The organism is Streptomyces sp. GMY02, from assembly GCF_019056675.1.
Classification (GTDB): Bacteria; Actinomycetota; Actinomycetes; order Streptomycetales; family Streptomycetaceae; genus Streptomyces; species Streptomyces odonnellii.
In genome coordinates this window covers 842,749-867,866 of the sequence record NZ_CP077658.1, presented here as the reverse complement: position 1 = coordinate 867,866, position 25,118 = coordinate 842,749, and the positions used below count along the sequence as shown (strand labels likewise).

Annotated in this window: 21 protein-coding genes; 12 read left to right on the top strand and 9 right to left on the bottom strand. The window is 70.8% G+C overall.

Features of this window, described 5'->3' with window-relative positions:
* Nucleotides 1–12: 12 nt before the first annotated feature.
* From KQY30_RS03570 to KQY30_RS03545, 6 genes are all read right to left on the bottom strand, one after another.
* A complete protein-coding gene (locus KQY30_RS03570; protein WP_217305517.1) occupies nucleotides 13–1,800 on the bottom strand; it encodes a serine/threonine-protein kinase in 1,788 nt (595 codons plus the stop codon).
* A 334-nt stretch (nucleotides 1,801–2,134) separates the two neighbouring features.
* Entirely contained in the window at nucleotides 2,135–3,070 is a 936-nt protein-coding gene (locus KQY30_RS03565; RefSeq protein WP_217305516.1) for an ROK family protein, read from the bottom strand.
* Nucleotides 3,067–4,776, bottom strand: coding sequence for an ABC transporter ATP-binding protein (locus KQY30_RS03560; protein ID WP_217305515.1), 1,710 nt, complete (start codon nucleotides 4,774–4,776; stop codon nucleotides 3,067–3,069). Before KQY30_RS03560 ends, KQY30_RS03565 begins: the two co-directional genes overlap by 4 nt.
* The gene (locus tag KQY30_RS03555; protein ID WP_217305514.1) at nucleotides 4,773–5,672 is read right to left on the bottom strand and encodes an ABC transporter permease; all 900 of its coding nucleotides are present in this window, start codon (nucleotides 5,670–5,672) and stop codon (nucleotides 4,773–4,775) included. Before KQY30_RS03555 ends, KQY30_RS03560 begins: the two co-directional genes overlap by 4 nt.
* Nucleotides 5,669–6,628: an ABC transporter permease gene (locus KQY30_RS03550; RefSeq protein WP_217305513.1), complete on the bottom strand. Its 960-nt coding sequence runs from the start codon at nucleotides 6,626–6,628 to the stop codon at nucleotides 5,669–5,671. The genes KQY30_RS03555 and KQY30_RS03550 overlap by 4 nt, the downstream gene beginning before the upstream one ends.
* Nucleotides 6,629–6,678: 50 nt before the next feature.
* Nucleotides 6,679–8,496 carry a peptide ABC transporter substrate-binding protein gene (locus KQY30_RS03545; protein WP_217305512.1) on the bottom strand — a complete coding sequence of 606 codons (1,818 nt, stop codon included), beginning with the start codon at nucleotides 8,494–8,496 and terminating at the stop codon, nucleotides 6,679–6,681.
* A gap of 307 nt (nucleotides 8,497–8,803) precedes the next feature.
* On the opposite strand from KQY30_RS03545, the gene KQY30_RS03540 reads away from it, so the two are divergent.
* The 3 genes from KQY30_RS03540 to KQY30_RS03530 are packed head-to-tail and all read left to right on the top strand — an operon-like array spanning nucleotide 8,804 to nucleotide 12,375.
* On the top strand, nucleotides 8,804–10,036 hold the full coding sequence (locus KQY30_RS03540) for an ROK family protein (RefSeq protein ID WP_217305511.1): 1,233 nt from the start codon (nucleotides 8,804–8,806) through the stop codon (nucleotides 10,034–10,036).
* Between the two features lie 45 nt (nucleotides 10,037–10,081).
* Nucleotides 10,082–11,605: a M81 family metallopeptidase gene (locus KQY30_RS03535; RefSeq protein WP_217305510.1), complete on the top strand. Its 1,524-nt coding sequence runs from the start codon at nucleotides 10,082–10,084 to the stop codon at nucleotides 11,603–11,605.
* A complete protein-coding gene (locus tag KQY30_RS03530; RefSeq protein WP_217305509.1) occupies nucleotides 11,602–12,375 on the top strand; it encodes a copper homeostasis protein CutC in 774 nt (257 codons plus the stop codon). Before KQY30_RS03535 ends, KQY30_RS03530 begins: the two co-directional genes overlap by 4 nt.
* Before the next feature lie 57 nt (nucleotides 12,376–12,432).
* On the opposite strand, the gene KQY30_RS03525 is transcribed toward KQY30_RS03530, so the two are convergent.
* Together KQY30_RS03525 and KQY30_RS03520 are read right to left on the bottom strand one after the other, a co-directional pair.
* Nucleotides 12,433–13,758 carry a hypothetical protein gene (locus tag KQY30_RS03525; RefSeq protein ID WP_217305508.1) on the bottom strand — a complete coding sequence of 442 codons (1,326 nt, stop codon included), beginning with the start codon at nucleotides 13,756–13,758 and terminating at the stop codon, nucleotides 12,433–12,435.
* A 20-nt stretch (nucleotides 13,759–13,778) separates the two neighbouring features.
* Nucleotides 13,779–17,051 (bottom strand): hypothetical protein, encoded by a 3,273-nt coding sequence (locus KQY30_RS03520; protein WP_217305507.1) that lies wholly within the window; start codon nucleotides 17,049–17,051, stop codon nucleotides 13,779–13,781.
* A 371-nt stretch (nucleotides 17,052–17,422) separates the two neighbouring features.
* Between KQY30_RS03520 and KQY30_RS03515 the strand changes: the two genes are divergently transcribed.
* The 5 genes from KQY30_RS03515 to KQY30_RS03500 all read left to right on the top strand — a co-directional run bounded on the left by KQY30_RS03515 (nucleotide 17,423) and on the right by KQY30_RS03500 (nucleotide 20,952).
* Nucleotides 17,423–18,007 carry a hypothetical protein gene (locus tag KQY30_RS03515; protein WP_217305506.1) on the top strand — a complete coding sequence of 195 codons (585 nt, stop codon included), beginning with the start codon at nucleotides 17,423–17,425 and terminating at the stop codon, nucleotides 18,005–18,007.
* Nucleotides 18,007–18,510, top strand: a complete 504-nt coding sequence (locus tag KQY30_RS03510; protein WP_217305505.1) for a hypothetical protein — start codon at nucleotides 18,007–18,009, stop codon at nucleotides 18,508–18,510. The genes KQY30_RS03515 and KQY30_RS03510 overlap by 1 nt, the downstream gene beginning before the upstream one ends.
* A gap of 176 nt (nucleotides 18,511–18,686) precedes the next feature.
* Nucleotides 18,687–19,112 (top strand): hypothetical protein, encoded by a 426-nt coding sequence (locus KQY30_RS36175; RefSeq protein WP_254406926.1) that lies wholly within the window; start codon nucleotides 18,687–18,689, stop codon nucleotides 19,110–19,112.
* Between the two features lie 26 nt (nucleotides 19,113–19,138).
* Nucleotides 19,139–20,242, top strand: coding sequence for an ATP-binding protein (locus KQY30_RS36170; protein ID WP_254406925.1), 1,104 nt, complete (start codon nucleotides 19,139–19,141; stop codon nucleotides 20,240–20,242).
* Entirely contained in the window at nucleotides 20,239–20,952 is a 714-nt protein-coding gene (locus KQY30_RS03500; protein ID WP_217305503.1) for a hypothetical protein, read from the top strand. The genes KQY30_RS36170 and KQY30_RS03500 overlap by 4 nt, the downstream gene beginning before the upstream one ends.
* Before the next feature lie 16 nt (nucleotides 20,953–20,968).
* On the opposite strand, the gene KQY30_RS03495 is transcribed toward KQY30_RS03500, so the two are convergent.
* A complete protein-coding gene (locus KQY30_RS03495) occupies nucleotides 20,969–21,664 on the bottom strand; it encodes a Crp/Fnr family transcriptional regulator (protein WP_217305502.1) in 696 nt (231 codons plus the stop codon).
* Between the two features lie 232 nt (nucleotides 21,665–21,896).
* On the opposite strand from KQY30_RS03495, the gene KQY30_RS03490 reads away from it, so the two are divergent.
* The 4 genes from KQY30_RS03490 (at nucleotide 21,897) to KQY30_RS03475 (ending at nucleotide 25,117) form a co-directional block, all read left to right on the top strand.
* Complete coding sequence (locus tag KQY30_RS03490) at nucleotides 21,897–22,250, top strand: MSMEG_0570 family nitrogen starvation response protein (RefSeq protein ID WP_217305501.1); 354 nt, start codon at nucleotides 21,897–21,899, stop codon at nucleotides 22,248–22,250.
* On the top strand, nucleotides 22,247–23,593 hold the full coding sequence (locus KQY30_RS03485) for an MSMEG_0569 family flavin-dependent oxidoreductase (RefSeq protein WP_217305500.1): 1,347 nt from the start codon (nucleotides 22,247–22,249) through the stop codon (nucleotides 23,591–23,593). The genes KQY30_RS03490 and KQY30_RS03485 overlap by 4 nt, the downstream gene beginning before the upstream one ends.
* A 69-nt stretch (nucleotides 23,594–23,662) precedes the next feature.
* Nucleotides 23,663–24,505: an amidohydrolase family protein gene (locus tag KQY30_RS03480; protein WP_217305499.1), complete on the top strand. Its 843-nt coding sequence runs from the start codon at nucleotides 23,663–23,665 to the stop codon at nucleotides 24,503–24,505.
* 84 nt (nucleotides 24,506–24,589) lie between these two features.
* Nucleotides 24,590–25,117, top strand: a complete 528-nt coding sequence (locus tag KQY30_RS03475; protein ID WP_217305498.1) for an MSMEG_0572/Sll0783 family nitrogen starvation response protein — start codon at nucleotides 24,590–24,592, stop codon at nucleotides 25,115–25,117.
* The last annotated feature ends 1 nt before the right edge of the window (nucleotide 25,118 follow it).

Sequence of the window (25,118 nt, the reverse complement as noted above, 5' to 3'; positions counted from 1 at the left end):
GCGAGAAAGGATCTAGCCGCCCACCGTCGTGACGCATGTCACAGAGAACGGTACCGAGTTGGACACCGTCTCGAAGGGGGACTGGATCTCGACGGCCATCCCGCTTTCGAGCGTTCCGGACTCCGCGTACGTCGACAGTTGCACCGACTCCTCGTGGGTGCGGGGACCGCCTTCCTCGAACGCGAGCGTCCGCCACTCCTCGTCGATCACCGAACCGTTCGTCGAGACCCAGCGGTACGAGAACTGGAAGGGCAGCCGGGTGACCGTGAAGGTCGCGGTGAAGCGGGGGGACGAGTCATTGGCGGGGCAGCTTCCGGTGTACGTGGTCGAGCTGCCCTTCACACTGACCGAGACGGGCTGCCCGGCTGTGTCGCCCTGCTCCAGGGGTGACCCGGCCTTCGTACCGGCCCCGTCGTCGCCATTGACGAGCACGTAGACCAGCCCCCCGGCGATCAGGGCGAGCGCCAGGGCCGCCCCGGCGATCAGGTATCCGACGCGCCGTCGCCGTGCGGGTTGGGAGTCGGATGGCGACGCGGGCGTCGTGGACACGGTTCCTGCTGCCGGTCCTGCCGGTCCTGCCGGTATGACGGGTGGCCTTGCCGTGCCCGCAGCCGGGCCGGCCTCCGGGGAGCGTGGCGCGGGGGCGGCCGCCGTGGCGGAGGCGGTCGTCGTTGAACCGGAAAGCGTCGGCTGCCCAAGGGAGTTGGAGATGCCGACTGCGGTCACGGTGCCGGATTCCGGAATGGCGGGCCGGGGCGCAGCAGGAGCCCCTGCTGCCGGAATATCGGCAACCGTTGTCATGTCCCCGGTATCCGTGGTGTTCCCCGGGACCGGCGACGCCGCTGTTGTGGTCGGTGACCCGACCGTGGCCCCCTCTGCGGTCTCCCCGAACGAGGTCTCGGCGGTGGGCAGTTCCCCGTCGGCGGGCGCGAGGGGCCGCGCGGACGGTTCGGCCGTGTCGGCAGCCGCCGCACGGAGCTCCCGCTCCGCCTCGTCGGGCGACATTCGCTGGGCGGGATCCTTGTGCATCAGGCGCTCGATGACGGACGTGAGGGGTCCGGCCCGGTGCGGCGGCGGCAACTGATCGTCGACGACAGCGCGCAGGGTGGCGAGGGGAGTCGTCCGGCGAAAGGGCGACCGGCCCTGGACGGCCGTGTAGAGCAGCGCACCGAGTGACCAGAGATCCGACGCGAGGGTGGGAATCCGGCCCAACGCCCGTTCCGGCGCCAGATATTCGGGAGAGCCGATGACCTCGCCGGTCATCGTCAGTGCGGCATCCCCCTCAAGGGTGGCGATGCCGAAGTCGGTCAGTACCACCCTGCCGTCGTCACCGAGCAGGACATTGGCGGGTTTCACATCGCGGTGCAGCACCCCGGCGTCGTACGCGGCGCGCAGAGCGGCGAGCACCTCGGCACCGATGCGGGCGGACCTCTGCGGGGAGAGGGCGCCCTCGGAGCTGATCACTTCGGCGAGCGAGCGGCCACGGACGAACTCCATGACGATCCAGGGCCGGCCGTCGTGGGTGGTCACGTCATGGACGGTCACCACGCTCCGAGCACTGATGCGTGCCGCCGACAGGGCCTCCCGCTCCAGGCGGGCATACAGCCGCTGGACCTGCTCCGTGGCCAGTCCGGCGGGCGCGCGTACCTCCTTGACGGCGACCTCACGGTGCAGCACCTCGTCACGGGCCCGCCACACGGTGCCCATACCGCCCTCGCCGAGCACGGACCGTAGGCGGTAGCGACCGGCGACCAGCCGTTCGGCGGTTTCGTCGGTCGAGGCCGCGTCATTATGAGGCATCGGGCTCATATTTCCTGTCTTGTGCGAATGACCGGGGCATGCCGGGGTCGGCCGTTCACATCGGCGGCGTCCGCGTCGTTCCCCTTCGTGCCCTCATTATCCAAGAAGCCGAACAGGCGTCCGTTGCCGGGGACAGGACGGAGCGGCCGGCCGCGGGCACACACCAAGTCATCGCGCACACAACGGGGAAGGGCCTTCCAGGGACCGTCCGCACCGGACACCGTCCGCCTCGGCCCGGTCTTCGCGGTCGTCGTCCTCGCGGCGAACGTCCGCGGGAACGCCGCGGGCATCGCCCCGAAGCGGTGGAGGGGCGGGCAGAGGCGGGGCGGCTTCCTCAGATCCCGGCGTTCGCCGCCAGCTCCCGCCGGGCCCGGGCCGCGGCGCCGACCGGTACCGCATCGGTGGCCAGGGCTGCCCTGACCAGTCGCACCGGGTGGCCGCTGACCGGCGGGTCGGCGGCCAGCGATGCCATGATGAGGGGTTCCAGCAGGGGCCAGGCACGACTGACCCCGCCGCCGACGACCACCGTGGTGATGTCCACGACGCCCGCCGTCATGACTATCGCCCGGGCGATCCCGGCTCCGGCGGCCCGGTACACCGCGAGGGCGTCCTGGTCACCGTGGCCGGCGGCCTCGGCGACCTCGCGGGCGGTCAGCCGACGGCCGGTGCGGTCCGCGTAACGAGCGCCGATGGAGCGGCCGGAGGCCAGGGTCTCCAGATGGCCCCGGCCGCCGCACGAGCAGGGCAGATCGCCGAAGCCGGGGATGTGCCCGATCTCGCCGGCCGCGCCGTGCGGCCCGGTGAACAGGGCGCCGCCGGTCCACAGCGCGCCGCCGACCCCGGTGCCCAGTGTCATCCCGAGGACGTCCGGCTCGCCGCGTACGGCGCCGCCGGACACCTCCCCGTACAGGAAGGCGTTGACGTCGTTGTCCAGGAAGGCCGGGACGCCCAGGGCCTTCTCGACGGCGTCCGTCACCGCGAAGCCGGCCCAGCCGGTGAAGGAGTCGCTGGCCACCAGGATGCGGCCGGTGACGGAGTCCACCACGCCGGCCGCGCCGACCCCGCTGCCGGCGAGGCGGCCGGGGGTGCGCTTCAGCAGCGGGGCCAGCGCGTCCATGGCCGCGTCGATCATGGCCTGGCCGCCGTCGGCCGCCGGGGTCGCCACCTCGGCGCGGTCCAGCACGGTCAAGTCCTCGCCGCAGAGCACCACTTGGGTGGTGGTGCCGCCGATGTCCACCCCGGCGAAGAGCGTACGGTCGTGGGAACTCACCCCTGGGCCTCCGTCCGGTCGGCCGCGAGGGTGGCCAGGCGTTCGGCTCTGCGGCCGCGTTGGATCACCGGGTCGGGTACCGGCACGGCGGCCAGCAACCGGCGGGTGTAGTCGGTCTCCGGGTGCAGCAGGGTCGCGCCGGTGGCGCCCTGTTCCTCGATCCTGCCGGCCCGCATCACCACGACGCGCTGGGCGAAGTGCTGTACGACGGCGAGGTCGTGGGAGACGAAGAGACAGGCGAAGCCCAGCTCGTCCTGGAGTTCGGAGATCACTTCGAGCACCGCCTCCTGCACGCTCACGTCGAGCGCGCTGGTGGGCTCGTCGGCGACCAGCAGCCGGGGCTCCAGGACCAGGGCGCGGGCCAGGCTGACCCGTTGGCGCTGACCGCCGGACAGCTCGCGGGGGGCACGCCGGGCGAGATCACGCGACAGCCGGACCCGTTCGAGGACGGCGGCGACCTTGGCCTGGCGGTCCTTGGCGGAGAGCCCGCGGCCGTGCACCCTGAGCGGCTCGGCGATGCACTCGCCGACCGTCATACGGGCATCCAGCGAGGCCACCGGGTCCTGGAGCACCACGCCGATACCGGCCCGCAGCGCCCGCCGGGCCCGGGAGCGGGTGCGCGCCAGGTCGGCGCCGAACAGCGAGGCGGTGCCGGAGTCCGGCCGGATCAGACCGAGCGCGACCCGGGAGGCGGTGGACTTGCCGGAGCCCGACTCGCCCACCAGGCCCAGGGTTTCCCCGGCGTGGACGGTGAGCGACACCTGGTCCAGAGCCCGTACGGCACCCTTGCCGCGGCCGAACACCACCGAGACATCGCGGAGTTCGACGACCGGCTCGGTGTCCGGGCGGGTGGCGGCGGGCGACGGTACCGGCGGGCCCGCCTCGGCGACCGACAGCCGGGGCACCGCGGCCAGCAGCCGCCTGGTGTAGTCGTGGGACGGGCGGAGCAGCACGTCCTCGACCGGGCCGGTCTCCACGATCTCGCCGTCGTACATCACGGCGACCCGGTCGGCGAAGTCCGCGACCACGCCCATGTTGTGGGTGACCAGCAGGACGCCGGTGCCGGTCTCGACGGCGAGGCGGCGCAGCAGGTCGAGGATCTCGGCCTGCACCGTGACGTCCAGCGCGGTGGTCGGCTCGTCGGCGATCAGCAGGGTGGGGTCGTTCGCGATGGCCATGGCGATGACCACGCGCTGGCGCTGTCCGCCGGAGAGCTGGAAGGGATAGGCGCCGGCCCGCTTCTCCGGCTCGGGGATGCCGACCCTGCGGAGGAGTCCGACGGCCTCGGCGGCGGCGTCCTTGGCGGACACCTCGCGGTGATTGCGGATCACCTCGGCGATCTGCTTGCCGATCCGGGTCAGCGGGTCCAGCGCGGTGGCCGGCTCCTGGAACACCATGGTGACGGTCCGGCCGCGCAGCGCGGCCAGGTCGGCCTCACGGGCACCGACCATCTGATGGCCGGCGATGGTGGCACTGCCGGTGGCACGGGCGTTGCCGTCCAGCAGGCCCATCGCGGCCAGCGCGATCGTGGACTTGCCGGAACCCGACTCGCCGACCAGGGCGAGCGTCTCGCCGGGGCGGACGTGCAGGGAGACACCCCGGACGGCCGGCACGTCGCCGGTCTCGGTGGTGAAGACGACCCCGAGGTCGTCGAGTTCGAGAATGGGCCCGGCCTGCGGGGCGGCGGAGCCCTGGGCGGCGGTCATCCGCGTCCCCTCACGTCGAATGCGTCGCGGAGTCCGTCCCCGATCGCGTTGAACGCCCACACCACCAGGATGATGGCCAGGCCCGGCGGCAGGATGAGCCACCAGTAGCCGGAGTAGGCGGCGGTGAGACCGGCCGAGAGCATGCCGCCCCAGTCGGTGGCCGGCGGCTGGACGCCCAGGCCCAGGTAGGAGACGTACGCGACGAGCAGGATGGCGTCGGCGATCTGGAAGGTGGCCGCGACGATGATGGTCGAGACCGAGTTCGGCAGGATGTGCCGGGTGATCGCCCGGGCGTGCGTTCCGCCGATGGCCCGCAGGGTCAGGACGTAGTCGCGGTTCTTCAGGGTGAGCGTCTCGGCCCTGATCAGCCGGGACGGCATCAGCCAGGAGACGACGCCCAGGATGACGATCAGTCCGGTCGGGCCCGGGGTGGTGATGGCGGAGACCACCAGAAGGATGAAGAGCGCCGGGATGGCGATCCCCGCGTCCACGATCCGCATCATGACCGCGTCGATCCAGCCGCCCGCGTAGCCGGCGGCGGCGCCCCACAGGGTGCCGATCACGGTGGCCAGGATGCCCGCGGCGAGGCCGACGATCAGCGACACCTTGCCGCCGTACATCAGCCGGCCCAGCTCGTCGTGGCCGACCGCGTCGGTGCCGAGCCAGTGCGAGCCGCTGGGGGCGAGGTTGACCTGTTCGAGCATCGTGTGGGTCTGGTCGGTGGAGTACACCAGCGGCCCGACGAAGCAGAACAGGAAGAAGAAGACCACGACGCCGAGCCCGACCACGGCGAGCCGGTTGCGCAGGAAGCGCCGGACGGCGAGCCGGGAGCCGGACGCCGCGGTGGCGGCGGTGGCCTTGCCGGGCATCCGGTCCGGCTGGATGAGGGCGCTCATGCCCGGCCTGCCTTCACTCGGGGGTCGATGAGCCGCTGGACGATGTCGGCGAGCAGCGTGCCGGCCACGGTGGCGATCGCGATGACCAGCACACAGCCCAGCAGCACCGGGTAGTCGGAGGACTGCGCGGCGGTCCAGAAGAGCAGGCCCATACCGGGGTAGTTGAAGAGCTGTTCGACCACCAGTGCGCCGCCGAACAGCACCGGCACGTAGTAGCCGAGCATGGCGATCACCGGCGTCAGCGAGTTGCGGAACACATGCCGCCACAGGATGGCGCGGGAGCGGGAGCCGCCGGCCCGCGCCGTCCTGACGTAGTCCTCGGACAGGTTCTCCAGGGTTGCCGCCCGCATGTAGCGGCTGAACACCGCGATCATCGAGGCGGCACCGGCGACGACCGGCAGCACCAGCGCCTGCGGATCGGCGAACACCTGGGCGAGCGTGTCCCCCTGCGGGGCCTGCGACGGGAACCACGGCAGCACCTGGCTGAACACCAGCACCAGGACCAGCCCGAGGAAGTACACGGGTGTGGAGTAGGCGATGAAGCTCAGCGTGGTGATGACGTAGTCGACCGGCCTGTTGCGCCGGACGGCCTGCCACATGCCCAGCGGGACAGCCAACAGGAGGCCGACGACCGCCGACAGGGCGGTGAGCACCAGGGTCTTGGGCAACCGCTCGGTGATGAGCTGGGAGACCGGCTCATTGAGGGTGTACGAGGTTCCCAGGTCGCCGTGCAGCAGTCGGTCGAGGTAGTAGAGGTACTGCACGGGCAGTGGCCTGTCGAGTCCCTGCTCGTGGTTGAAGGACGCGATCTGCTGCGCTGTGGCCTGCGGGCCGAGGATCCCGCGAGCGGGACCCCCGGGCAGGGCGTGCAGCAGACAGAAGACCACGATCGTCACGATGACGATCACCGCGACGGCCTGGAGGGCCCGTCGGAACAGGTACGTGGAAGTGGTCATGTGCTTTCCGGTCGCTTCGGCTCAGTGCTGCGCGCGGTCGCGGGCCGCGCTCACTTGGTGGTCCACTTCCACATGGCCGGGTGGAAGTTGGCGAGCGAGTCCTGGGCGAAGCCGCCCAGGCCGTTCTTGACCACGGAGACCTGGTAGTCCGGCTCAGGCAGCCAGATGACCGGGAGGTCCTCGGCCAGGGCCGCGCTGTACTTCTGCACCGCCTCGTCGGAGGAGGAGGTGGTGGTCTCGTCGATCAGCTTGTCCACCGCGGGGTTGGAGTAGTTGCCGAAGTTGGAGCCGCCGCCGGTGGCGAAGAGCGCGTCACCGCTCGGGTAGGCGGGGAAGTACCAGCTACCGGCGGTGCCGAAGAACGACAACTGCCACTTGCAGCCCGCGTCGTCGGGCTCGCACTGGCCGGACTGCGCGAGGACCGAGTTGACCGGGGCGGTCTTGATGGTGAAGCCGATGCCGCTCTTGGCGAACGACGACTGCAGGGCACTCATCATGTTGTCGGTCACGGTCGAACCGGACTGCGAGAGCACCTGCATCTGGAACTTCGTGCCCTTGTCCACGCCGGCGCCGCACTGGTTGTCGCCGGTGCCCGGCGCGGTGCACACCATGGTGCCGTCCTGCTCGGTCCAGCCGTGGTCGCTCAGAAGCTGCTTCGCCTTGGCGGTGGAGAAGGGGTACGGGTTGTTCTGCTGCTCCGGCGAGACGAAGGACGAGCTCTGGCCCTGCGGGATCGGACCGTAGGTCGGGACCGCGGTGCCGTTGAAGACGACCTTGGAGAGCGTGGTCTGATCCACCGACATCTGGATCGCCTGGCGGGCGTAGAGCTGCTTGAAGACCGGGCCCATGGTGGGGTTGTTGAAGTTGTAGGGCATGTACGTGATGGCCCAGCCGGACCACGGCTTCACCGTGTAGCCCTTGGCGGCGAACGACGACTTCTGGCTGAGGTTGGTGGCGTTGATGTAGCCGTAGTCGACCGTGCCCGCCCGGAGCGCGTTCTCCTCGGCGTCCGTGGTGGTGAACGGCAGCAGGTTCACGTTCTTGATGTTGGCCTTGCCGCCGCCGTCGTACTTGGTGTTGGCGGTCAGTACGACCTTGCCGGCCGTGGAGAACGACTTGATGGTGTACGGGCCGCTGACCGTCTTCCAGAGCGGGTCGGTCGCGTAGCCGGAAATCTTCTTGGCGGAGTCGTTCAGGTACGTCCAGACCTTCTTGGCGCCCGCGGGGGTGCGGTCGAGGTCCGACACGGTGCCCGAGTCGCTGGTCTTGTCCCAGACGTGCTGAGGCATCACGCGGATCATGCTGAGCTGGTTGGCGAGCATCCACTGCTGGTTGTACGCCTGGTCGAAGGTGATCGTGAAGTGCGTCGGGTCGACGACCTTCAGCGAGGTCCAGTTGTCCGGCGCCTTGCCCGGGCTGTAGCTGGCCCATTCGTCCTTGTTGGCCTTGACGAGGTTGAACCAGAACTCCATGTCCCGGGAAGTGATCTGCTTGCCGTCGCTCCAGTGCCGGTTGCCGAGCGTGATGGTGACGCTCCTGCTGTCCTCGGCGAATTCGGCGGCGGTGGCCAGCGAGTTCTTCTTGTTCCAGCCGACCGTGCCGGTGGAGCCGTCATAGGCGATCAGCGGCTCCCAAAGGGACTGGGATATGGAGGAGTTGTTGGTGTTCAGGTGCGCGGCAGTGCCGACCGGGAGTATCCAATTCGGCGTGAAGTTCGCCGGCAGCGCGTAGTTGATGGTGTCCGACGAGCCGGAGCCGGACGACGAGGTACCGCCGCCGGAACAGCCGGTCAGCAGAGCGCACGCGGTGGCAGCGGCGCCCGCGACGAGGGCCCAGCGGCGGCTGTTCGCCGTGTGACCAGGGAACATGATTCTCCTCAGGGTGAAAGGGCCCGCATGCGTTCCAGAGACCGGGGCGGGTGCCGCAGGACCGGCACTGCGTTCACGACAGCTAACGCCGGACACACCTGAGAAACAAAGCAAGAATTAGTAACAAGTAAGTTACTGCGGGTTCGAAGAAAGTCTCCCCGCCTCGATCGGCCTTCTTTTGTGGGTGCATTTAGATTGATTTGAGGGATTTCGTGGACGGTTCACTTTCTTCACCGGACTCTTCCCCCGCATGAAGTGCGGGCATACTGTCGTCGCCATACATACCGTTGCGGAAGTTACTTCTTACATGACTGGAATAAGTGCTTGGGACGGCAAGGCCGCGAAAGGCACCTCGGCTCTCGCCGCGCGGGTCCTGGAACTCGTCGCATCGGGCCAGGCCTCGTCGCGCGCCGAACTCGCCGGCCTGCTCGGCGTCTCCGCCTCCACCATCTCCCTCAGCGTGGCCCAACTGGTGGAGCGCGGGCTGATCGCCGAGGAGGGCACCCAGTCCTCCACCGGCGGGCGCCCCCGTAAAGCGCTGAGACTGGGAAGCAACGACGAGTTCGCCGTCGCCGCCGACCTCGGCGGCCGGCACGCCAGGATCGGTGTAGTGCTGCCCGGCGGCGGCCTGACCGATGTCTCGACCGTCCCCTTCCTGATCGCCGACGGTCCCGAGGCGGCCCTGCCGCGGCTCGCCGAGACCCTGGAGGCGCTGGCCGAGCAGCGCGGACGGGACCAACTGCGCGGGGTCGGGCTCTCGCTGCCCGGACCGGTGGACATCGTGTCGGGCTCCGCTGTCATGCCGTCCCGGATGCCGGGCTGGAACCGGTTCCCCGTCACCGCCTGGCTGGAGGAACGCTTCGGCGTCCCGGCCGCCGTGGACAACGACGCCAACTGCATGGCGGTCGGCGAGCACACCGTACGGCCCGCCGAGCACCGGAAGACGATCATGGTGAAGATCGGCTCCGCGATCGGCGCCGGCGTCATGGTCGACGGACATCTCTACCGGGGCGCCACCGGCGCGGCCGGCGACATCACCCATATCCGGATCGGCGGCGGCGGCGACATCCCCTGCTCCTGCGGCAACACCGGCTGCCTGGAAACCGTGGCGTCCGGCGCCGCCCTGGTCCGCATCCTGCGTGAGCGCGGGGTCGACGTCAGCAGCCCGGAGGACGTGGTGCGGCTGGCCGTCGACGCCGACCCGGAGGCCACGCGCGCGGTTCGCAGGGCCGGCGACTACCTCGGCCAAGTGCTCGCGGCCAACGTCAACTTCTTCAACCCGGACGCCGTCTACCTCGGCGGCATCCTCTCCACCCTGGAGCCGTTCGTCGCCGCTGTGCGCAGCCAGCTCTACGAGAGCTGCCACCCGCTGGTCACCGAACACCTCGCCATCGAGCGGGCCAGCCTGGGCGCCGACGCGGGACTGGTCGGCGCCGGACAGTTCGCCCTGCAACGCGCCATGGCCCATGCCCTGCGCGGGGCCGGCGGCGCGGAACCGGCCACCGACCGGTTCCGCGCCCCCGCGCCCCGCCACGCCTGACGCCCCGACGCCCGAAGCCCCACTCCCTACGAGCTACGAGGAGCCATGCCGCAATCCCGCACCGCCGCAGCCCGCCCGGTCATCGCCATCGCCGGACTCGGCATCGAGTCGTCCACCTTCTCTCCCGCCCGCACCCGGGCCCCCGCCTTCCATCCCTCGCGCGGCGCCGACGTGCTGGACCGCTACCCCTTCCTGGCCCCCGGCGAGGAACTGCGCGAGGCGGCCGACTGGTACGGCGCCCTGGTCGGCAAGTCGCTGCCGGGCGGCACCGTCACCGCCGACGCCTGGGCCGAGCTGACCGACGAGCTGATCGAGCGGCTCGCCGCGCTGCCCCGGCCGGACGGCCTCTGGTACGACATCCACGGCGCCATGACCGTGGAGGGCGTCGACGACGCCGAGGCGGTGCTCCTGGAACGTATCCGCGCCACCGTGGGCCCCGACGTGATCATCTCCACCTCGATGGACCTGCACGGCAACGTCTCCCGCGAACTCGTCCACGGCAGCGACCTGATCACCTGCTACCGGATGGCCCCGCACGAGGACCACATGGAGACCAAGGAGCGGGCCGTCCGCAACCTGGTGGACCTGCTGGTCTCCGGCGCGCCCCGCCCGGTCAAGGCCTGGGTGCCGGTGCCGGTGCTGCTGGCCGGCGAGCAGACCTCCACCCGGATCGAGCCGGCCAGGAGCGTGTACGCGGCCGTCGCCGAGACCGAGGCCGTGGACGGTGTGACCGACGCCGCGATATGGGTCGGCTACGCCTGGGCCGACGAACCGCGCAACCGCGCCGCGGTGGTGGTGACCGGCACCGACCGGGCCGCCGTGTCGGCCGGTGCCGAACGCCTGGCCCAGGGCTTCTGGAAGGCCCGCGACGACTTCGGCTTCGTCGCCCCCACCGGCACCTTCGACGGCATTCTGGACGAGGCCCTGGCCGGTGACCTGCGCCCGTACTTCATCAGCGACACCGGGGACAATCCGACCGCCGGCGGCGCCGGTGACGTGACCTGGGGCCTGACCCGGCTGCTGGCCCGCCCGGAGTTCCGGAAGGACGACGGCCCGACCGTCATCTACGCCTCGGTGCCAGGACCGGCCGCCGTCGAGACCGCCGTTGACGCCGGCGTCGGCGCCACCGTCACGGTCACCGCCGGTGCCGAGGTGGACGACCGGCACGCGGGCCCGGTCACCCTGACCGGTGTGGTGCACGCCGTCCGGCACGGCGACCGCGACGCCGAGACCGAGGTCGTCATCCGTGTCGGCAGCGTGTACGTGATCCTCACCAGGCTCCGCAAGCCCTACCACCACGAGCACGACTTCACCGACCTGGACCTCGACCCGCGCGGCGCCGACATCGTGATCGTGAAGATCGGCTACCTGGAGCCCGAGCTCTTCGACATGTCGGTCGGCTGGAAAATGGCGCTCACCCCCGGCGGTGTGGACCAGGATCTGGTGCGCCTGGGCCACCACCGCATCCGCCGCCCGATGTTCCCCTTCGACCGCGAGATGACCGACCCGGACCTGTCGGCACGCCTCATCCCCGCCTCCGACCAGCCGCTCAGCGGGGACGACGAGTGACCGTACGACCCGCCCTGGAGATCGCCGTCACCTCACCGGCCGGCGCTCGCGTTGCCCGGGAGAACGGTGCCGACCGGGTCGAGCTCTGTGCCGCCCTGGAGCTGGGCGGCCTGACCCCGTCGGCGGCCCTGGTGGAGGCGGTCGCCCGGGAGGGGCTGCCGGTGCACGTGCTGGTCAGGTGCCGGCCCGGCGGCTTCGTCCATGACGCGGAGGAGATCGCGCTGATGGCCGCCGAGGTGCGGTCCGTCGTCGCCTCCGGCGCCCGTGGCGTGGTGATCGGCGCGCTGACCGCCGACGGCGCCCTGGACACCGTGGCGGTGGCCCGGCTCGTCGAAGCGGCCCGCGCCTCGGGCCGCCCGGTGGACATCACACTGCACCGTGCCATCGACCAGTCCGCCGACCCGGTGGCCACCGCCGCACTGCTGCCCTCGCTCGGCCTCACCCGGGTCCTCACCTCGGGCGGTGCCCCCACCGCGGCCGAGGGGCGGGAGACGATCGCCGCGATGGCCGCCGCCGCCCCCGGGGTGCAGGTGATGGCCGGCGGCGGGGTTCGCCCCGCCGACATCCCGGCCCTGACCTCGGCCGGAGCCTCCGCCGTCCACCTCTCCGCCAAGACCAGGGCGCCGACCCCGCGGGGAGGCCGCTGGGTGCCGCTCGGCACCGGGGGCGCGTCGGCCGAGCAGGACACCCACTTCGTCACTGATCCCGAAGTGGTGGCCGAGGCACGGCGGGCGGTGGAGAGGGAGGGCCGGGGCCCTGTTCCAGGGTAGGCAGTCCTGGACCGCGTTCTGGGCACCTGCGGGGGACCCGTCGGGGACCGGTCGGGATCAGTCGTTCCAGCGGCGGCTTCCTGGGGCGGGTAGCGCCGCCTCCCACACCAGGCCGGCCAGCTCGGCATGGACCAGGTCGGAGTGGGCGCCCTGGAGGGACAGCCCCCTCTTCACGATCACCCGGCTGCACTCGACGTTGTAGCGGACGCCGGACTCGAAGGCGTAGCGGATCTGTCCGCTGTCGGCCGTGGCGGCCTGGGCGTCCACGCCGCCGAGCCCGTAGCTGCCGACGGCTCCGTAGCGGGGAAGCCGCTCGGGGCCCAGGTCGGAACGCCGGGCGGCGGTCGCCGCCATCCTGAAGAACCATGCCAGAGCGGTGTCGTGCTCCGACTGGGTGGTGACCAGCGGACCGGTGACCAGCTTCTTGTCGACGAGGTCGCAGAAGTAGCCCGCGCGGTGGGTGTCGGGGATCGGGCGGGCGAAGGACCACAGGGAGAGGGCTCCCTGGAGGAGGGTGAGCGAGTGCACCGGCCCCGCGGAGGAGCCGCCCTCCGGGCCTTTCAGCGCCGCGCACAACACGATGCTGCCGAAGCTGTGGCCGATCAAGTGGATACGGACGCCCTGTTCGGCGCCCGCCGTCCGGAGGGTCCTGATCAGTTGGTGGACGCCGGTGCTTCCCACCGTCACGGCACGGCCCTTCATCGCCCAGAAGCTGGTCACCCACAGCGGTGACAGCAGGCTCCGCAGGACACCGCCGTTGCGCCCGTCGTGGCCCAGCGCGCCGTAGAGGTACGGGCGGACCCGCCGAAAGTCGGTGAGGATCTCTCGTGCTCCGAAGTCCGCCCGGTCGTGGCCGGGCGCTGCCCCGACGTCCGCCTTGCGCAGGCCGGCCAGGTCGTCGAGGCGGTGCAGCCGCTCCTCGTCGGCGTCGGAGAGCACGGTGGCATCCGGGTCCCGGCCGGCGTCCTCGAGCAACTGGACGAGGTCGTCCTCGGCGGCGGGGTCACCGATCACCTGCGCGTAGTGCGCGGCCTGGTGCCGGACCGAGGTCACGCCGTACGGGTCCTCCCAGGGCGCGCTCGGCCAGTGCAGCCCGATCAGCAGCGGGCGGAATCCGGGGCGGCGCGTGTCGAAGTCAGCCTTGCGGGCCAGGTACTGGTCGGTCATCGCGGCCACCCACTGCCGGTAGGCGGCGACGGCCCTCGGCTGGTCGTTCAGCCAGCCGTGGCTGAAGACGAAGACGTCGGTCACGGGCGGGTCCTGGTGACGCAGGCGGTGCTCCACGGCCGCGAGCCGGCCGTCGTCGTCGCGCAGGACGCCGTGACGGTCGTAGGAGAGAAGAGTGAATCCGGAGGTGGCGCCGCGTCCGTTCGTCGGTGACATGTCCCCCTGTCCTTTCCTTGTCAGCCGAGCCCGTACAACTCGTACGCCGCCACCGTGTTGAGCTGGACGATCTCGCCGGGCAGCCGGGTGTCGCCGCCCCGCAGGAAACGGTGGCGTGCCGCGTTGACCGCGCGGGCCCGGAGGTTGACGGCGCCCGGCGCGCCCTCGTCGGCCTGCCGGCGCAGGTCCAGATAGCAGGCGACCACCTCGTTGGCGAACGCGATGGCCTGCGGTGTGATCACCGGCCAGCGGCAGGCGAGGACCGAGCGCGCCCGGTGCAGGGCCAGCCGGACGCACAGCCCCTCGACGTCGTAGTCCAGCGTCTGTTCGAGGCGGCCGACCGAGCAGCTCGGGAGCAGCAGCAGGTTCACCGGTCCCCAGTCGCACCCGCCGCCGGCCCACATGCCGTCGCCCAGCCGCACCCCCGCCTCGGCCGCGCTCCCGTGCCCGCACACGGTCACGGTCTGGAAGGACCCGTACTCGTCCAGGGCCGCGCGCAGGGCGCCCGCGACACCGGGCGGCTCCTCGGCGGCGTTCAGGCAGACCATGCCTTCGCCCGAGGCGTGGGCCAGCCGGCGCTGGCCGTGGTGGAGCCACCGGGCGTACTCGGCGTTGTCCGGGTCCATGACCGGGTTGAAGTGGGAGACGACGAGGATCCGCCGGGTGTCCGTGGCGAACCGCCGTTCCACCCGCTGCTGCATGAGCGTCATGAGCACCGACAGCGACACGCGTACCGACCGCACCCTCGCGTAGAGCGGGGTCCGGTCGGGCAGCGGGAGATGGGCGACCGGGACGGACTGGAGGGTGTCCTCCATCTGGAAGACCAGGTCGTGGGACTGGTCGGGCAGGGTGTCGAGGTGTTCCTGAAGCCGGTCGAGCGGCCAGATCCGGGCGACCTCGGCGAGGTGGGCGCGAGTGACGTCGTCGATCTCGTGGAGCGCGTTGCGGCCGTCCGGACGGGTGGCGCGGTCGCGCACGGCCGCCTGATGGCGCGTCACGACCTCGGTGGTCGCGGCCAGTTGCTCACCCATCGGGCCGGGCCACCACTCCGGGTCCAGCGAAGCCCGCAGCAGACCGGCCAGCCGGTTCCCGAGCCGCTCCCGGCTCGCCGTCCCCGAGTGCGAGGAGTCCAGTCCGGTGACGTCGGGTGCGGTTTCCGCCAGCCACTGCTCCGGCGTACGGTCCGTGTCCCGCGCGCGGTCGAGAGCGGCGGTGAGCGAGGCGAGTACGGGCAGGAGTACGTCGACGAGCGACTCCGCCGGATCCATGACCGCGCCGGCCGGGTCGGCGGCGAGCGGGGTGCCGGGCGTTCCGGCCGCCTGCCGCTGGCTGCCGGTGGCGAGCAGCAGTCCCAGGTCGTGACGGAACGCCGCCCAGCGGAGGCGCCACAGGTCACCGGGGCGGCCCGAGTCAGCCGCCGCCACCGTGAGTTCCGGTCCGTCTCCACGGCGCAGCGCGGCCCACACCAGGGCGTTGTCGGCGCGGAAGCCGACCCGGACCAGCAGGCCGGTGTCGCCGAGCATGTCGACGAGCAGTTCCCGGGTCACGCCCTGGCGGACGAGGTGCTCGGCGTCGCGCAGCCATTGCGCGCGTTCCGCCGGGGGTTCCTCGGCGGGCGGGCCGTTCTCGCCTCTCCGTGCCTCCGCCGCGTCGTCCTCGGGGACTCCGGGCGGGCCGCCCAGCAGCCGGATCACGTCTTCGTCGTGGCAGGTGTCGGGGTCGGGCAGGTGGCTGTCCCAGTACGCCGGCTCCTCCTGGCGGAGCGGCCACCGGTCCTCGGGCACCTCCGCGGGAGCGAGCGACTCCACGCGGGTCAGCAGGAACTCCTCGAAGAGGATGCGCTGGCCGAGTTCGGCGTCCCAGAGCTGCGCCTGAAGCACACGTTCCGGGTCGGGCGTACGGCCGTCACCCCAGCGGTCGGCCGTCTGGAGGATCTGGCGGCGCAGGGTGTCCACGTACGTGATGAACTCGCGGCGGTCGGGCATCTGCGAATCGCCGAGGAGAAGGCTGCGGCGGAGGTAGAGGACGGCCTGTTCGGAGGCCTGCCAGACGAACTCGGGTTCGCGGTGGGGGAGTTCGGCCAGCCAGCGGCCGAGGAGCGGAATGATGTGCACGACGCCCGGGTCGCCGTCGGCCGGTACCCGCCACAGGTTGGCGTAACCGCGCAGGTACCAGTCGGTGATGTGGTGAGCGGTGTCCCGTTCCCCGATGTCCGCGAGGTCGCTCACCAGGGAGAAGACATAGGCAGCGCGGGTGTCCGTCCGGGTGTGCTGGAGACGCCGTTCGAGCGTCGGCCCGAAGCGTTCGGGAGAGGCCAGGACCTCAGGCTCGACGTCGTTGTCGGCGGCGGCGAGTGCCAGTGCCTCGTCATGGCGCCCGTCGGCGACGAGGATGCCGCTCCAGGCGCGCCAGAACGTGGGGCCGACCTCCGGGTGGTTCCGGTCGCAGAAGTCACGCCAGGCACCGGCGAGTCGGCCGTGGTCGCGATAGGCGTCGGGGGTGATGCCGACGCACCACTCAAGGAGGGCCAGTGCCTTCCCGGGATCGGTGTCGGCCTTGGCCTGGGCGAGGACGGCGAAGGTCAGGCAGGCGGCCCCGCCGGGAACGGCCCTGAGCCAGGGTGTCAGTTTCACGCCGAGGTGCTCGGGGGAGGCGTAGTCGTCCTCCTGGAGACCGAACCGGTCCTCCAGCAAAGCGACTTCCGTCCCCGGCGGAGCTCCGAGTTCGCCCACGCTCAGGGCGACCATCTGGACATAGCCCAGGGCGAAGCGGCGCGGGAAACCGGCCAGGCGGCGCGCCACCTTGTCCCGCACCTCCGCCGCCTCCGGCGCGGGCCCGACTCCCAGGTCGGCGGCGAGCAGTGCGGTGCCCTCGGACTGCCGCTGGACGGTGGCGAGGAAGGGCACCAGGGCCACCAGCGTCGCAACCCGGTGGACGTCGGGCATCCGTTCGAGCCGCTCCCTCACGCGGGCCACCAGATCGCCGGCGCCTTCGCCGAACCCGAAATACACCTCCAGGACGCGCAGCGCCTCGGCGTGGTGGCGGTCGGCGCCCAGTGTGGCGACCAACAGGAGGACGTATTGCATGGAGACCGAGTCCGCGACTCCGGACAGATATCCGTCCAGCTTCGCCCGCAGACGCGCTCGCGAGCGGTAGTCCCCCACGACGAGGCCGGCCTTCGACTCCACCAGGCGGATGGCTCGCTCCGGCTGATTGGCCACGATCAGTTTCTGTGCCTGCCGGCCCGTGTACGTCACCTCGACGGCCCGAACAGCCGTGCGTGCAAGACCCACGATCCCCCCGTACCCGTAGTCCCCCGTCGCCGCCCCGAGGCGCCAGGGTAGCGCCGGCACCGGACATTCGGGAGGAGTGTGTGAAGTCGCTCATCGGCGGGCGTTCGCGTGTTCACTGTGGCCGTTGTGGGAGGCGAGGGCGTCGGCGGCCTGGTTCGTGTACGTCGTTCCCGTACGTACACCGTCTGACGCAGTCACATACAACTACAAATAAGATGTACTACTTTACCTCATCTGACGTTTCGTCTGCCTGGCTGCGGGGGTAACTTCGGCCCTGATCAAGCCAATTGTCCGAAACTCTGCGCTGTGCGACGGCCCCTGTTCTTGCTCATCGGAGGCGTTCCGTCGTACCGCGTCATGGGAGGCACGGCGTGAACAAGACCGATTCCACACCATCTCTCGACGACGTCCACGACACCCTCGCCGAGGTCGTGCGTCTGATGGAGCGTGGACCTGTCGACCGTTGGCCCAATCCGGTCCTGCGCGAACTGGCGCTGACGCTCCTGCGCAAACTGTCGAGCCTGACCGAGCACGCCCTGAAGGGCATGAGGGACGCCGAACTGGCCGAGACCCAGGCGGTCTACGGCCTGGTGGCCCGCAAGACGTCGGAATTACTCGGCCTTCCCGAGGCGGACGTGTACCGCACGGTCATCGCCATGTGCGACGAGGGCGGCAATCCGGCGCTGACCGACGGACTGCTTCCACCGGACCCGCGGGTGGCCGACAAACTGTCGCGCTTCCTGGTTCGGATCACGGTCGTGTACCGAGGCCATGAGGGCGACCGCGACACGCCCCGGCGGTCGGTCCGCATGGTGCACGGGCACAGCCCCGGCGACCTGCGGGAAACCGAGATCAGTCAGGACGTCGGATACGAGCGGCTCCCCGACGACATCCGCGTGGAACTCGTGAAGGGCGCCGGACAGGTCCAGTTCCAACTCTTTCCGAGGAGGGTCTGATGCCACTTCCGATCCTTATCCTCATCGCGGTGGCCATCGGCGCGGCAGGGGTGGGAGCCGCCATCGTGGTCACCTTCTGGGACCGCATTCTCGGCTGGGCCAGGACGATGTTCCTGCCGTGGGTGGACAAGTACCTCCCGGAGCTGGCCGAGCACGCTCGGCGGGCGTTCATGTCCATTCACGGGGCCGTGATCGAGGTGCGCAGGACGATCCGTGAGGCGTGGTCCGCGCTGCGTACCCGACTCGTGCGGCAACTGGTGGAGTTCACCCGCCGTACCAATGGCCAGTGGTTCGTCAAGACCACCTCCTGGATCATCGCCTCGCTCAGCCCCGACGAGAACCCGCAGTTGACGTCGCACGAGGTGGTACAGCCGCTCGCCCTTGAGGATGTGCCCTCGGACGTGCTGGAGCGTTGGATGCGGCACAACGAGAGCACGATCAGCATCGACCTCACCAAGGTCCGTGACGAGGAGGTCATGGAGATGCAAGTGGGGGAGGGATGACGGCCCCGGAACCGCGACCGCCCGCACACCGCGGTGGGGGGACGGACGGAACAGCCGTGGCGGCAGACACATCACACACACCGCGCGCGACACACGAGACCGACACAACAGGCCCGCTGGAGCACACGCCTCGCTCGGCGGCCGAAGCGGCGGCCGTGGCGGAAGGGAAGCCCGAAGTGACCAACTGGATGTGGGTGGCCCTCGCCGCGGGTGCCACGGTGCTCGCGCTGCTCGTGGCGCGACGCCTGACGGATCGACGGCGCCCGACGCTGGGGGACGTGGTCGCCGACGGACTGGCCGAGACCTGGTCCCGCCGGCTCGGAGTACCGCGGGACCGCATACGGCCGGCCCTGCACGGACACGACAGCACGCTGCGGGACCGCATCGGCGACCAGGTGGGCAAGGTCTCCTGCACCTTCCGCCAGGAGTCGGACGCCGAGCTGCGACACCTCGCGCAGGCGGTGCTCGACTGCGATTACCGGGACGGCGGCTCGGAACGGATCACCATGCGAGTCCCCTGGCGCAGAATCCCCTCCGGCGTACGGAACGAACTCCTGCGGCCCGGTACGGGAGAGACCGTCAGGACCTGGACCCCTGCCTGACGTGGAGAAGAAGGAAAGGAGACGCCGTGCCCGGTGGCTGGGAACGCATCGCCAGGACGGACAGCAAGGACAGCGGAGAGCGACACGATGACCCGCTCACGAAGGGAAGCGGTGCCACCGGTGCGTCTCGCTCCCGGGATGTCGCGCAGGAGGGCGGGAACGAGGACAGGGCACCGCAGTTCGTCCCCGAGAAGCCACGGCGCTCCCTCGACGAGGTGATCCTGCCGGGCGCCGTACGGCAACGCGTCGAACTGGCCCTGGACCTCGTGGCGCACCACGCCCTGCTCTACGACACATGGAACCTGCGCTCCATCGACCCGTACCGCCGCGGCACCGCGCTCAATCTCCACGGGCCCTCCGGTACCGGAAAATCCCTGTGCGCGGAGGCGCTGGCCCACCGGCTCGGCCGGCCGGTCATCAACGTCGACTACGCACAGATCGAGTCCAAGTACGTGGGTGACACGCCCAAGAACATCGTCCGCTGCTTCGAGGAGGCCAGTGAGCACGGCGCCGTGCTCGTGTTCGACGAGGCGGACTCGATCCTGGGCAGCCGGCTCAGCCAGGTGTCGCAGAGCGCCGACCACGCGGTCAACGTCTCCCGGGCGGTGATGCTGCGTCAGCTCGACCGGTTCGACGGGCTGGTCGTCTTCACCACGAACTTCCCGCGGAACTACGACGCGGCGTTCGTGCGGCGGATCCTCGCCCATGTGAGGTTCGAGCTGCCGGACCCCGAGACACTGCACCGGCTGTGGCAACGGCTGCTGCCCGAGGCCCTGCCCGTCGAGCCCGGCCTCGACCTGAGCGTGCTCGCCCAGGAATCCGCCGGGCTCGCCGGCGGCGATCTGGTCAATGTCATCACGGGAGCCGCGGCCGCCGCGGCCCGGCGGGGCGGCGAGTCCGGCGTGGTGACAGCCGCGGACCTGACGTCGGAGATCAAGAACGCCCACCGGGCGCGCGCCGAGGTGGGCCGCGCCCCCGACCCGGGGATACCCGTCGACCGCACCGTACGACGACCGGACCCACGGGAAGTGTCGCCGGGCCTGCGGGCACCGGCCGCGGTGGGGACCGAGGACGTGGCGCCGGCGGACGCGGCTGCCCCGCCCGGCCCGGCCGGGGAGGCGGAGGCGTGACAGCCCCGGACCGCTCCGTGCCCCCCGGCGTACGGCGTCTGATCGTGGCGGTGGACCTCGTCGGGTACTCCCGCCACGATCACCTTCGCCAACTGAACACCCAGCGGCGGCTGCTGGAACTCATGCGACGTGTGTGCGCCGAGACCGGTATCGACCGTGACGCCTGCCTGCGGCAGGCCCAGGGCGACGGGGAACTGCTGCTGCTCCCGCCCGGCCTCGACGAGGGCCGGGCGGTCCCCGGTCTTGTCCAGGAGCTCAGCGTGGCTCTGCGCGAGGTCAACCGTGATCTCGGCGACGGTGCCCGGCTCCGGCTCCGTTCGGCGCTGCACCAGGGCATCGTGCACGAGTCGGCCAACGGCTTCGTCAGCCGGGCGGTTGTACGGGCCTGCCGGCTGCTGGACTCCCCGGTGCTGCGACAGGCGATGTCCAGCCTCCCGGCCTGCGAACTCGCTCTGGCCGTCTCCGACCAACTGTACGAGGACGTCCTGGAGCACGGATACCGCGGCCTGGATCCAGAACGATTCCAGCGCTACCGGGTGGACATGCCGGAGAAGCAGTTCAGCGCGGACACCTGGGTGTATCTGTCCTTCGACCCGGGACGCCTCGCGGCGGGCACCGCCCCACCCATGCCGCCGCTCCCCGCGTCGGCGCCGCTGCCCACCCCGCAGGAGCTGGCACCGCACCTCTTCCGGAACGGCTCCGGCGGCTGACACACGGTCCCGTGTGTCAGCCGCCGGAGCCGCCCTCCTCGGCGGCCCGGCGCAAAGCGGCGAGGTTCCGCACCACCGTGCCCCGGTACTCCGTCGTCACCACCTCCGCCGCCCGCAGGTGGCGCAGCGCCCGCTGCGCCCCCGCCTGCGACACCCCGGCGAGCGCCGCCAAGTCGCCCTGGCTGAGCGGCAGATCGATGCGTACGGAGCCGTTCTCGACGCGCCCGTACGTGCGGACCAGCGTGTCGAGGGTCCGGGCGACCCGGGCGGTCACCGAGCCGCCGCTCGTGTCGATCCGGTAGCGGGTGGCGGAGCGGAGCTTCCTTGTGATGGAGCGCTGCACGGCCTCCGCGGCCCATGGACGCTCCCGTAGAAACGCGTGGAAGTCCGCAGCGCCTATGGTGCGTACCGGAGTCGTACGTGCGGCGATGACGGTCGCCGAGCGAGGCCGGCCGTCGATCGCCGAGAACTCGCCGACGAGATCCCCGCGCGTCCGGACGGCCAGCAGCACACTGCCACCGTCGTCCCGCAGCCCGACGACCTTCACGCAGCCGTCCAGCAGCAGCACCGCATGGGAATCGTGCTGCCCTTCGGCGATCAGCACTTCCCCGGCCTCGTACACCCTGCTGGTCCCGAGCCGGACGAGCGCCTCCCGGTCCCCCTCACTCAGCTCCGCCATGAGACTCGCCGACGGCCACTTCGTGTCCCCCATGTGCCGGAGCGTAGCCCGAGGTGTGCCCGGAAGGGACGGCTCCTCACGGACCGGGCGCGACAGCGGCCAAATGTCCGGGGCGACCCCGAGTATCCGAAGGGCTCACCCGGTGTGAGGAGCACGTAACTCCGCTTTATTCCGGATGACTCGGTTCGGTAATCGCCGCTGACTGAAGTAGTAGGTACAAGCAGTGGCGAGGTGCCATGACCTCGCGCCTCGCATGGAGGATTTCATGCCTGAGATCTATTTCGATGTGCGCTGGCCCGATGGCGTGACCCAGCGCTGCTATTCGCCCTCCACAGTAGTGGAGGACTATTTCACGGCGGGCGGCGAATACGAACTCCCGGATTTCGTGGAGCGCAGCCGTACCGCGCTCGGTGTCGCGGGTGAGCGGGTGAAGGAGAAGTTCGGCTTCTACTGCACCGCAGCGTCCGAGCAGCTCGCGCGGATCGAGCGGACCGCCGCCGGCTACGCCTCGGCCGAGGGGGCCGAGGCGGCCAGGGTCACCGTCGAGTCGCTCCTCGACGCCGACGGAAACATACGCGGCAACGCCCGTGGAAGCGCCCGGGACCGGAGCACACGATGAGCCCGGTGGCGCGGCTCGCCGGGACCCACTACCCGGTGGCCGTGGTCGGCGGCGGACAGGCCGGCCTCTCGGTCAGCTACCACCTGAGCACGCGCGGTATCGGCCATGTCGTGGTCGAGGCCGACCGGGTCGGTCACGAGTGGCGCGAGCGCCGCTGGGACTCCTTCTGTCTGGTGACCCCCAACTGGCAGTGCAGACTGCCCGGCTTCCCGTACCAGGGCGACGACCCGGACGGATTCATGGTCCGTGACGAGATCGTCCGGTATCTCCAGGACTACGTGGACTTCTTCCGGCCGCCGCTGGTCGAGGGCGTACCCGTGACCGGGCTGCGCCGGGCCCCCGGCAGCGGTCGCTTCGAACTGGCCACCCCGGCAGGGGAGTTCACCGCCGACCAGGTAGTGGTGGCCACCGGTCCGTATCACACCCCGGCCGTCCCGCGGATGGCCGAGCGCCTGCCCGCGGACATCGAGCAGATCCACTCCTCCCGCTACCGCAACGCGGCTCAGCTCTCCGCGGGCGGTGTCCTCGTCGTCGGCTCCGGCCAGTCCGGCTGCCAGATCGCCGAGGATCTGCATCTCGCGGGGCGGCAGGTGCATCTGGCCGTCGGCAGCGCGCCCCGGGTCGCCCGCTTCTACCGGGGCCGGGACTGTGTGGCCTGGCTGGACGAGATGGGGCACTACGCGCGGGGGATCGACACCTTCGACGACGCCTCCGCCGTCCGGATGCGCGTCAACCACTACGTCACCGGGCGTGACGGGGGACGCGACATAGACCTGCGTGCCTTCGCCCGCGACGGCATGCGCCTGTACGGGCGGCTGACCGGCGTCGACGGCACGCCGGGCGGTACGGCTCCGGGCGGTACGACGGTGGAGTTCGCGGACGATCTCAAGGTCAACCTGGACCGGGCGGACGCCGTGGCCGAGTCCATCAAGGACGCCATCGACGCCCATATCGCCGCCCGCGGCATCCAAGCACCCGAGGAGGCACGGTACGTACCGGTGTGGGAGCCCTCCGGGCACACGCCCGGACTCGATCTCGCCGAGGCCGGCATCACCTCCATCGTCTGGTCCACCGGCTTCACCCGCGACCACCGGTGGATCGAGATACCCGCCTTTGACGGCCGTGGCTATCCGATGCACCGGCGCGGCGCCACCAGCGTCCCCGGTCTGTACTTCCTGGGCCTGCCCTGGCAGTACTCCTGGGGCTCGGGACGCTTCGAAGCCGTCGGCCGCGACGCCGAGTTCCTCGCCGGCCACATCGACGCGAGCCGCCGTCTCGCCGATGTGTGCGGCGCGCTCACCGGGGCCCCGGACTCCGTCGCCGCCGCCCTTCCCGTGGGCTGACCGGCCCGGCCCCGGCCAGCCGCGACGGGCCCCGGGCCGACAAGTCCCCAGGCCGAAGGAGTACTCGAAATGGTCTTCCAGCACCAAGCACACCGCCGGGTCTTTGACGCACACCGGCACATCGGCGTCCTGCCCGCGTACCCCTTCTACGGCGGTCCACCCGTCAGTCCGGACACCACCGCCCGCGCCACCGTCAAGCAGTTCCTCGCCGACCTCGACGCCGAGGGCACCGAACGCGCCCTGGTGATCCCCAATTACGGCGTACCGGACCCCGCCGTGGCGTTCCTCTTCAACGAGCTGGCGATCGAGGCGGCCCAGAGCGACGACCGCGTCCGCGCGGGGCTGTGGGTCTCCCCGCGCCCGGAGGACACCGACCGCACCGAACAGGCCCTCACCCTGGCGCGGGAGGACGGTGTACGGGCCCTCAAGCTGAGCTTCCTGCTCGGCGGGCGCCCCACCGATCCGGCCTGCCGCCCGCGGCTGGACCGTATCTTCAGGACGGCCGAGGAGCACGGACTGGTCGTACACGTCCACACCTCCCCGGGCGCCGCCTCGGACATCGACGAGGTCGGCCATCTCGTGGACTGGTACGCCGACCGCGTTCCCGTGCATCTGGTGCACTTCGGCGGCGGGATGAGCGGTCACATCAAGCTCGCCGGCTCGCGGTTCTTCGACTGGATCGAGTCCGGCAAACGCGTCTACACCGACCTCTCCTGGGCCATCGGTTTCACACCGCGCTGGCTGGTCCGGGAGATCGAGCGCCGCGGTATCGGCCACGACCGGGTGCTCTTCGCCAGCGACCAGCCGTGGGGCGACTTCACGGGCGAGTACGCCCGGCTCGCCGAGGCGACCGGCGGCGGTGAACTCGGCGGACTCGTCTTCCGGGACACCTTCGCGGCGCTCTACGACTGACCGCCCCCGCCCACACCGAGACCCCCTGCCCCCGAGCCCTCCCGCCAAGCCCTCTCATCAGGCCCGACCCACCAAGGAGACACCATGTCCGACACCGCCGCCGTGGAACTCACCGACGTCGAGCAGAAGTCCCTCGACGAGATCCCGCACCCCTCGCTCCCCGAGGGCTCCAGCATCTACGGCTCCACCAAGGTCTTCCCCGACTACCGGGCCGAGGACGGCGAGACCTACTTCACCCTCGTCCACGGCATCGCCCACGAGTCCTCGGTGTCCTTCGTCGCCGTGCTCCAGGCCACCCGTGCCCTGCGCAAGGGGTTCGAGGCGGCCGTCTACTTCTACGGTCCCGGTTCGCTCAACTGCCTCGCCACACGCGGCTTCCCGACCACCGGCAACTCCGCCTTCCCCGGCGAGCACAACATCAACAACCAGCTCAAGACGTTCATCGCCGAGGGCGGCAAGGTCTACTGCTGCCGCTTCGGCCTCTCCCTGCACGGCGCCCGGGAGGAGGACCTGATCGAGGGCGTCATCCCCACCCACCCCCTCGACGTCCAGGACGCGATCATCCACTACGCCCGCAAGGGCGCCATCATCAACTCCACCTACCAGCTCTGAG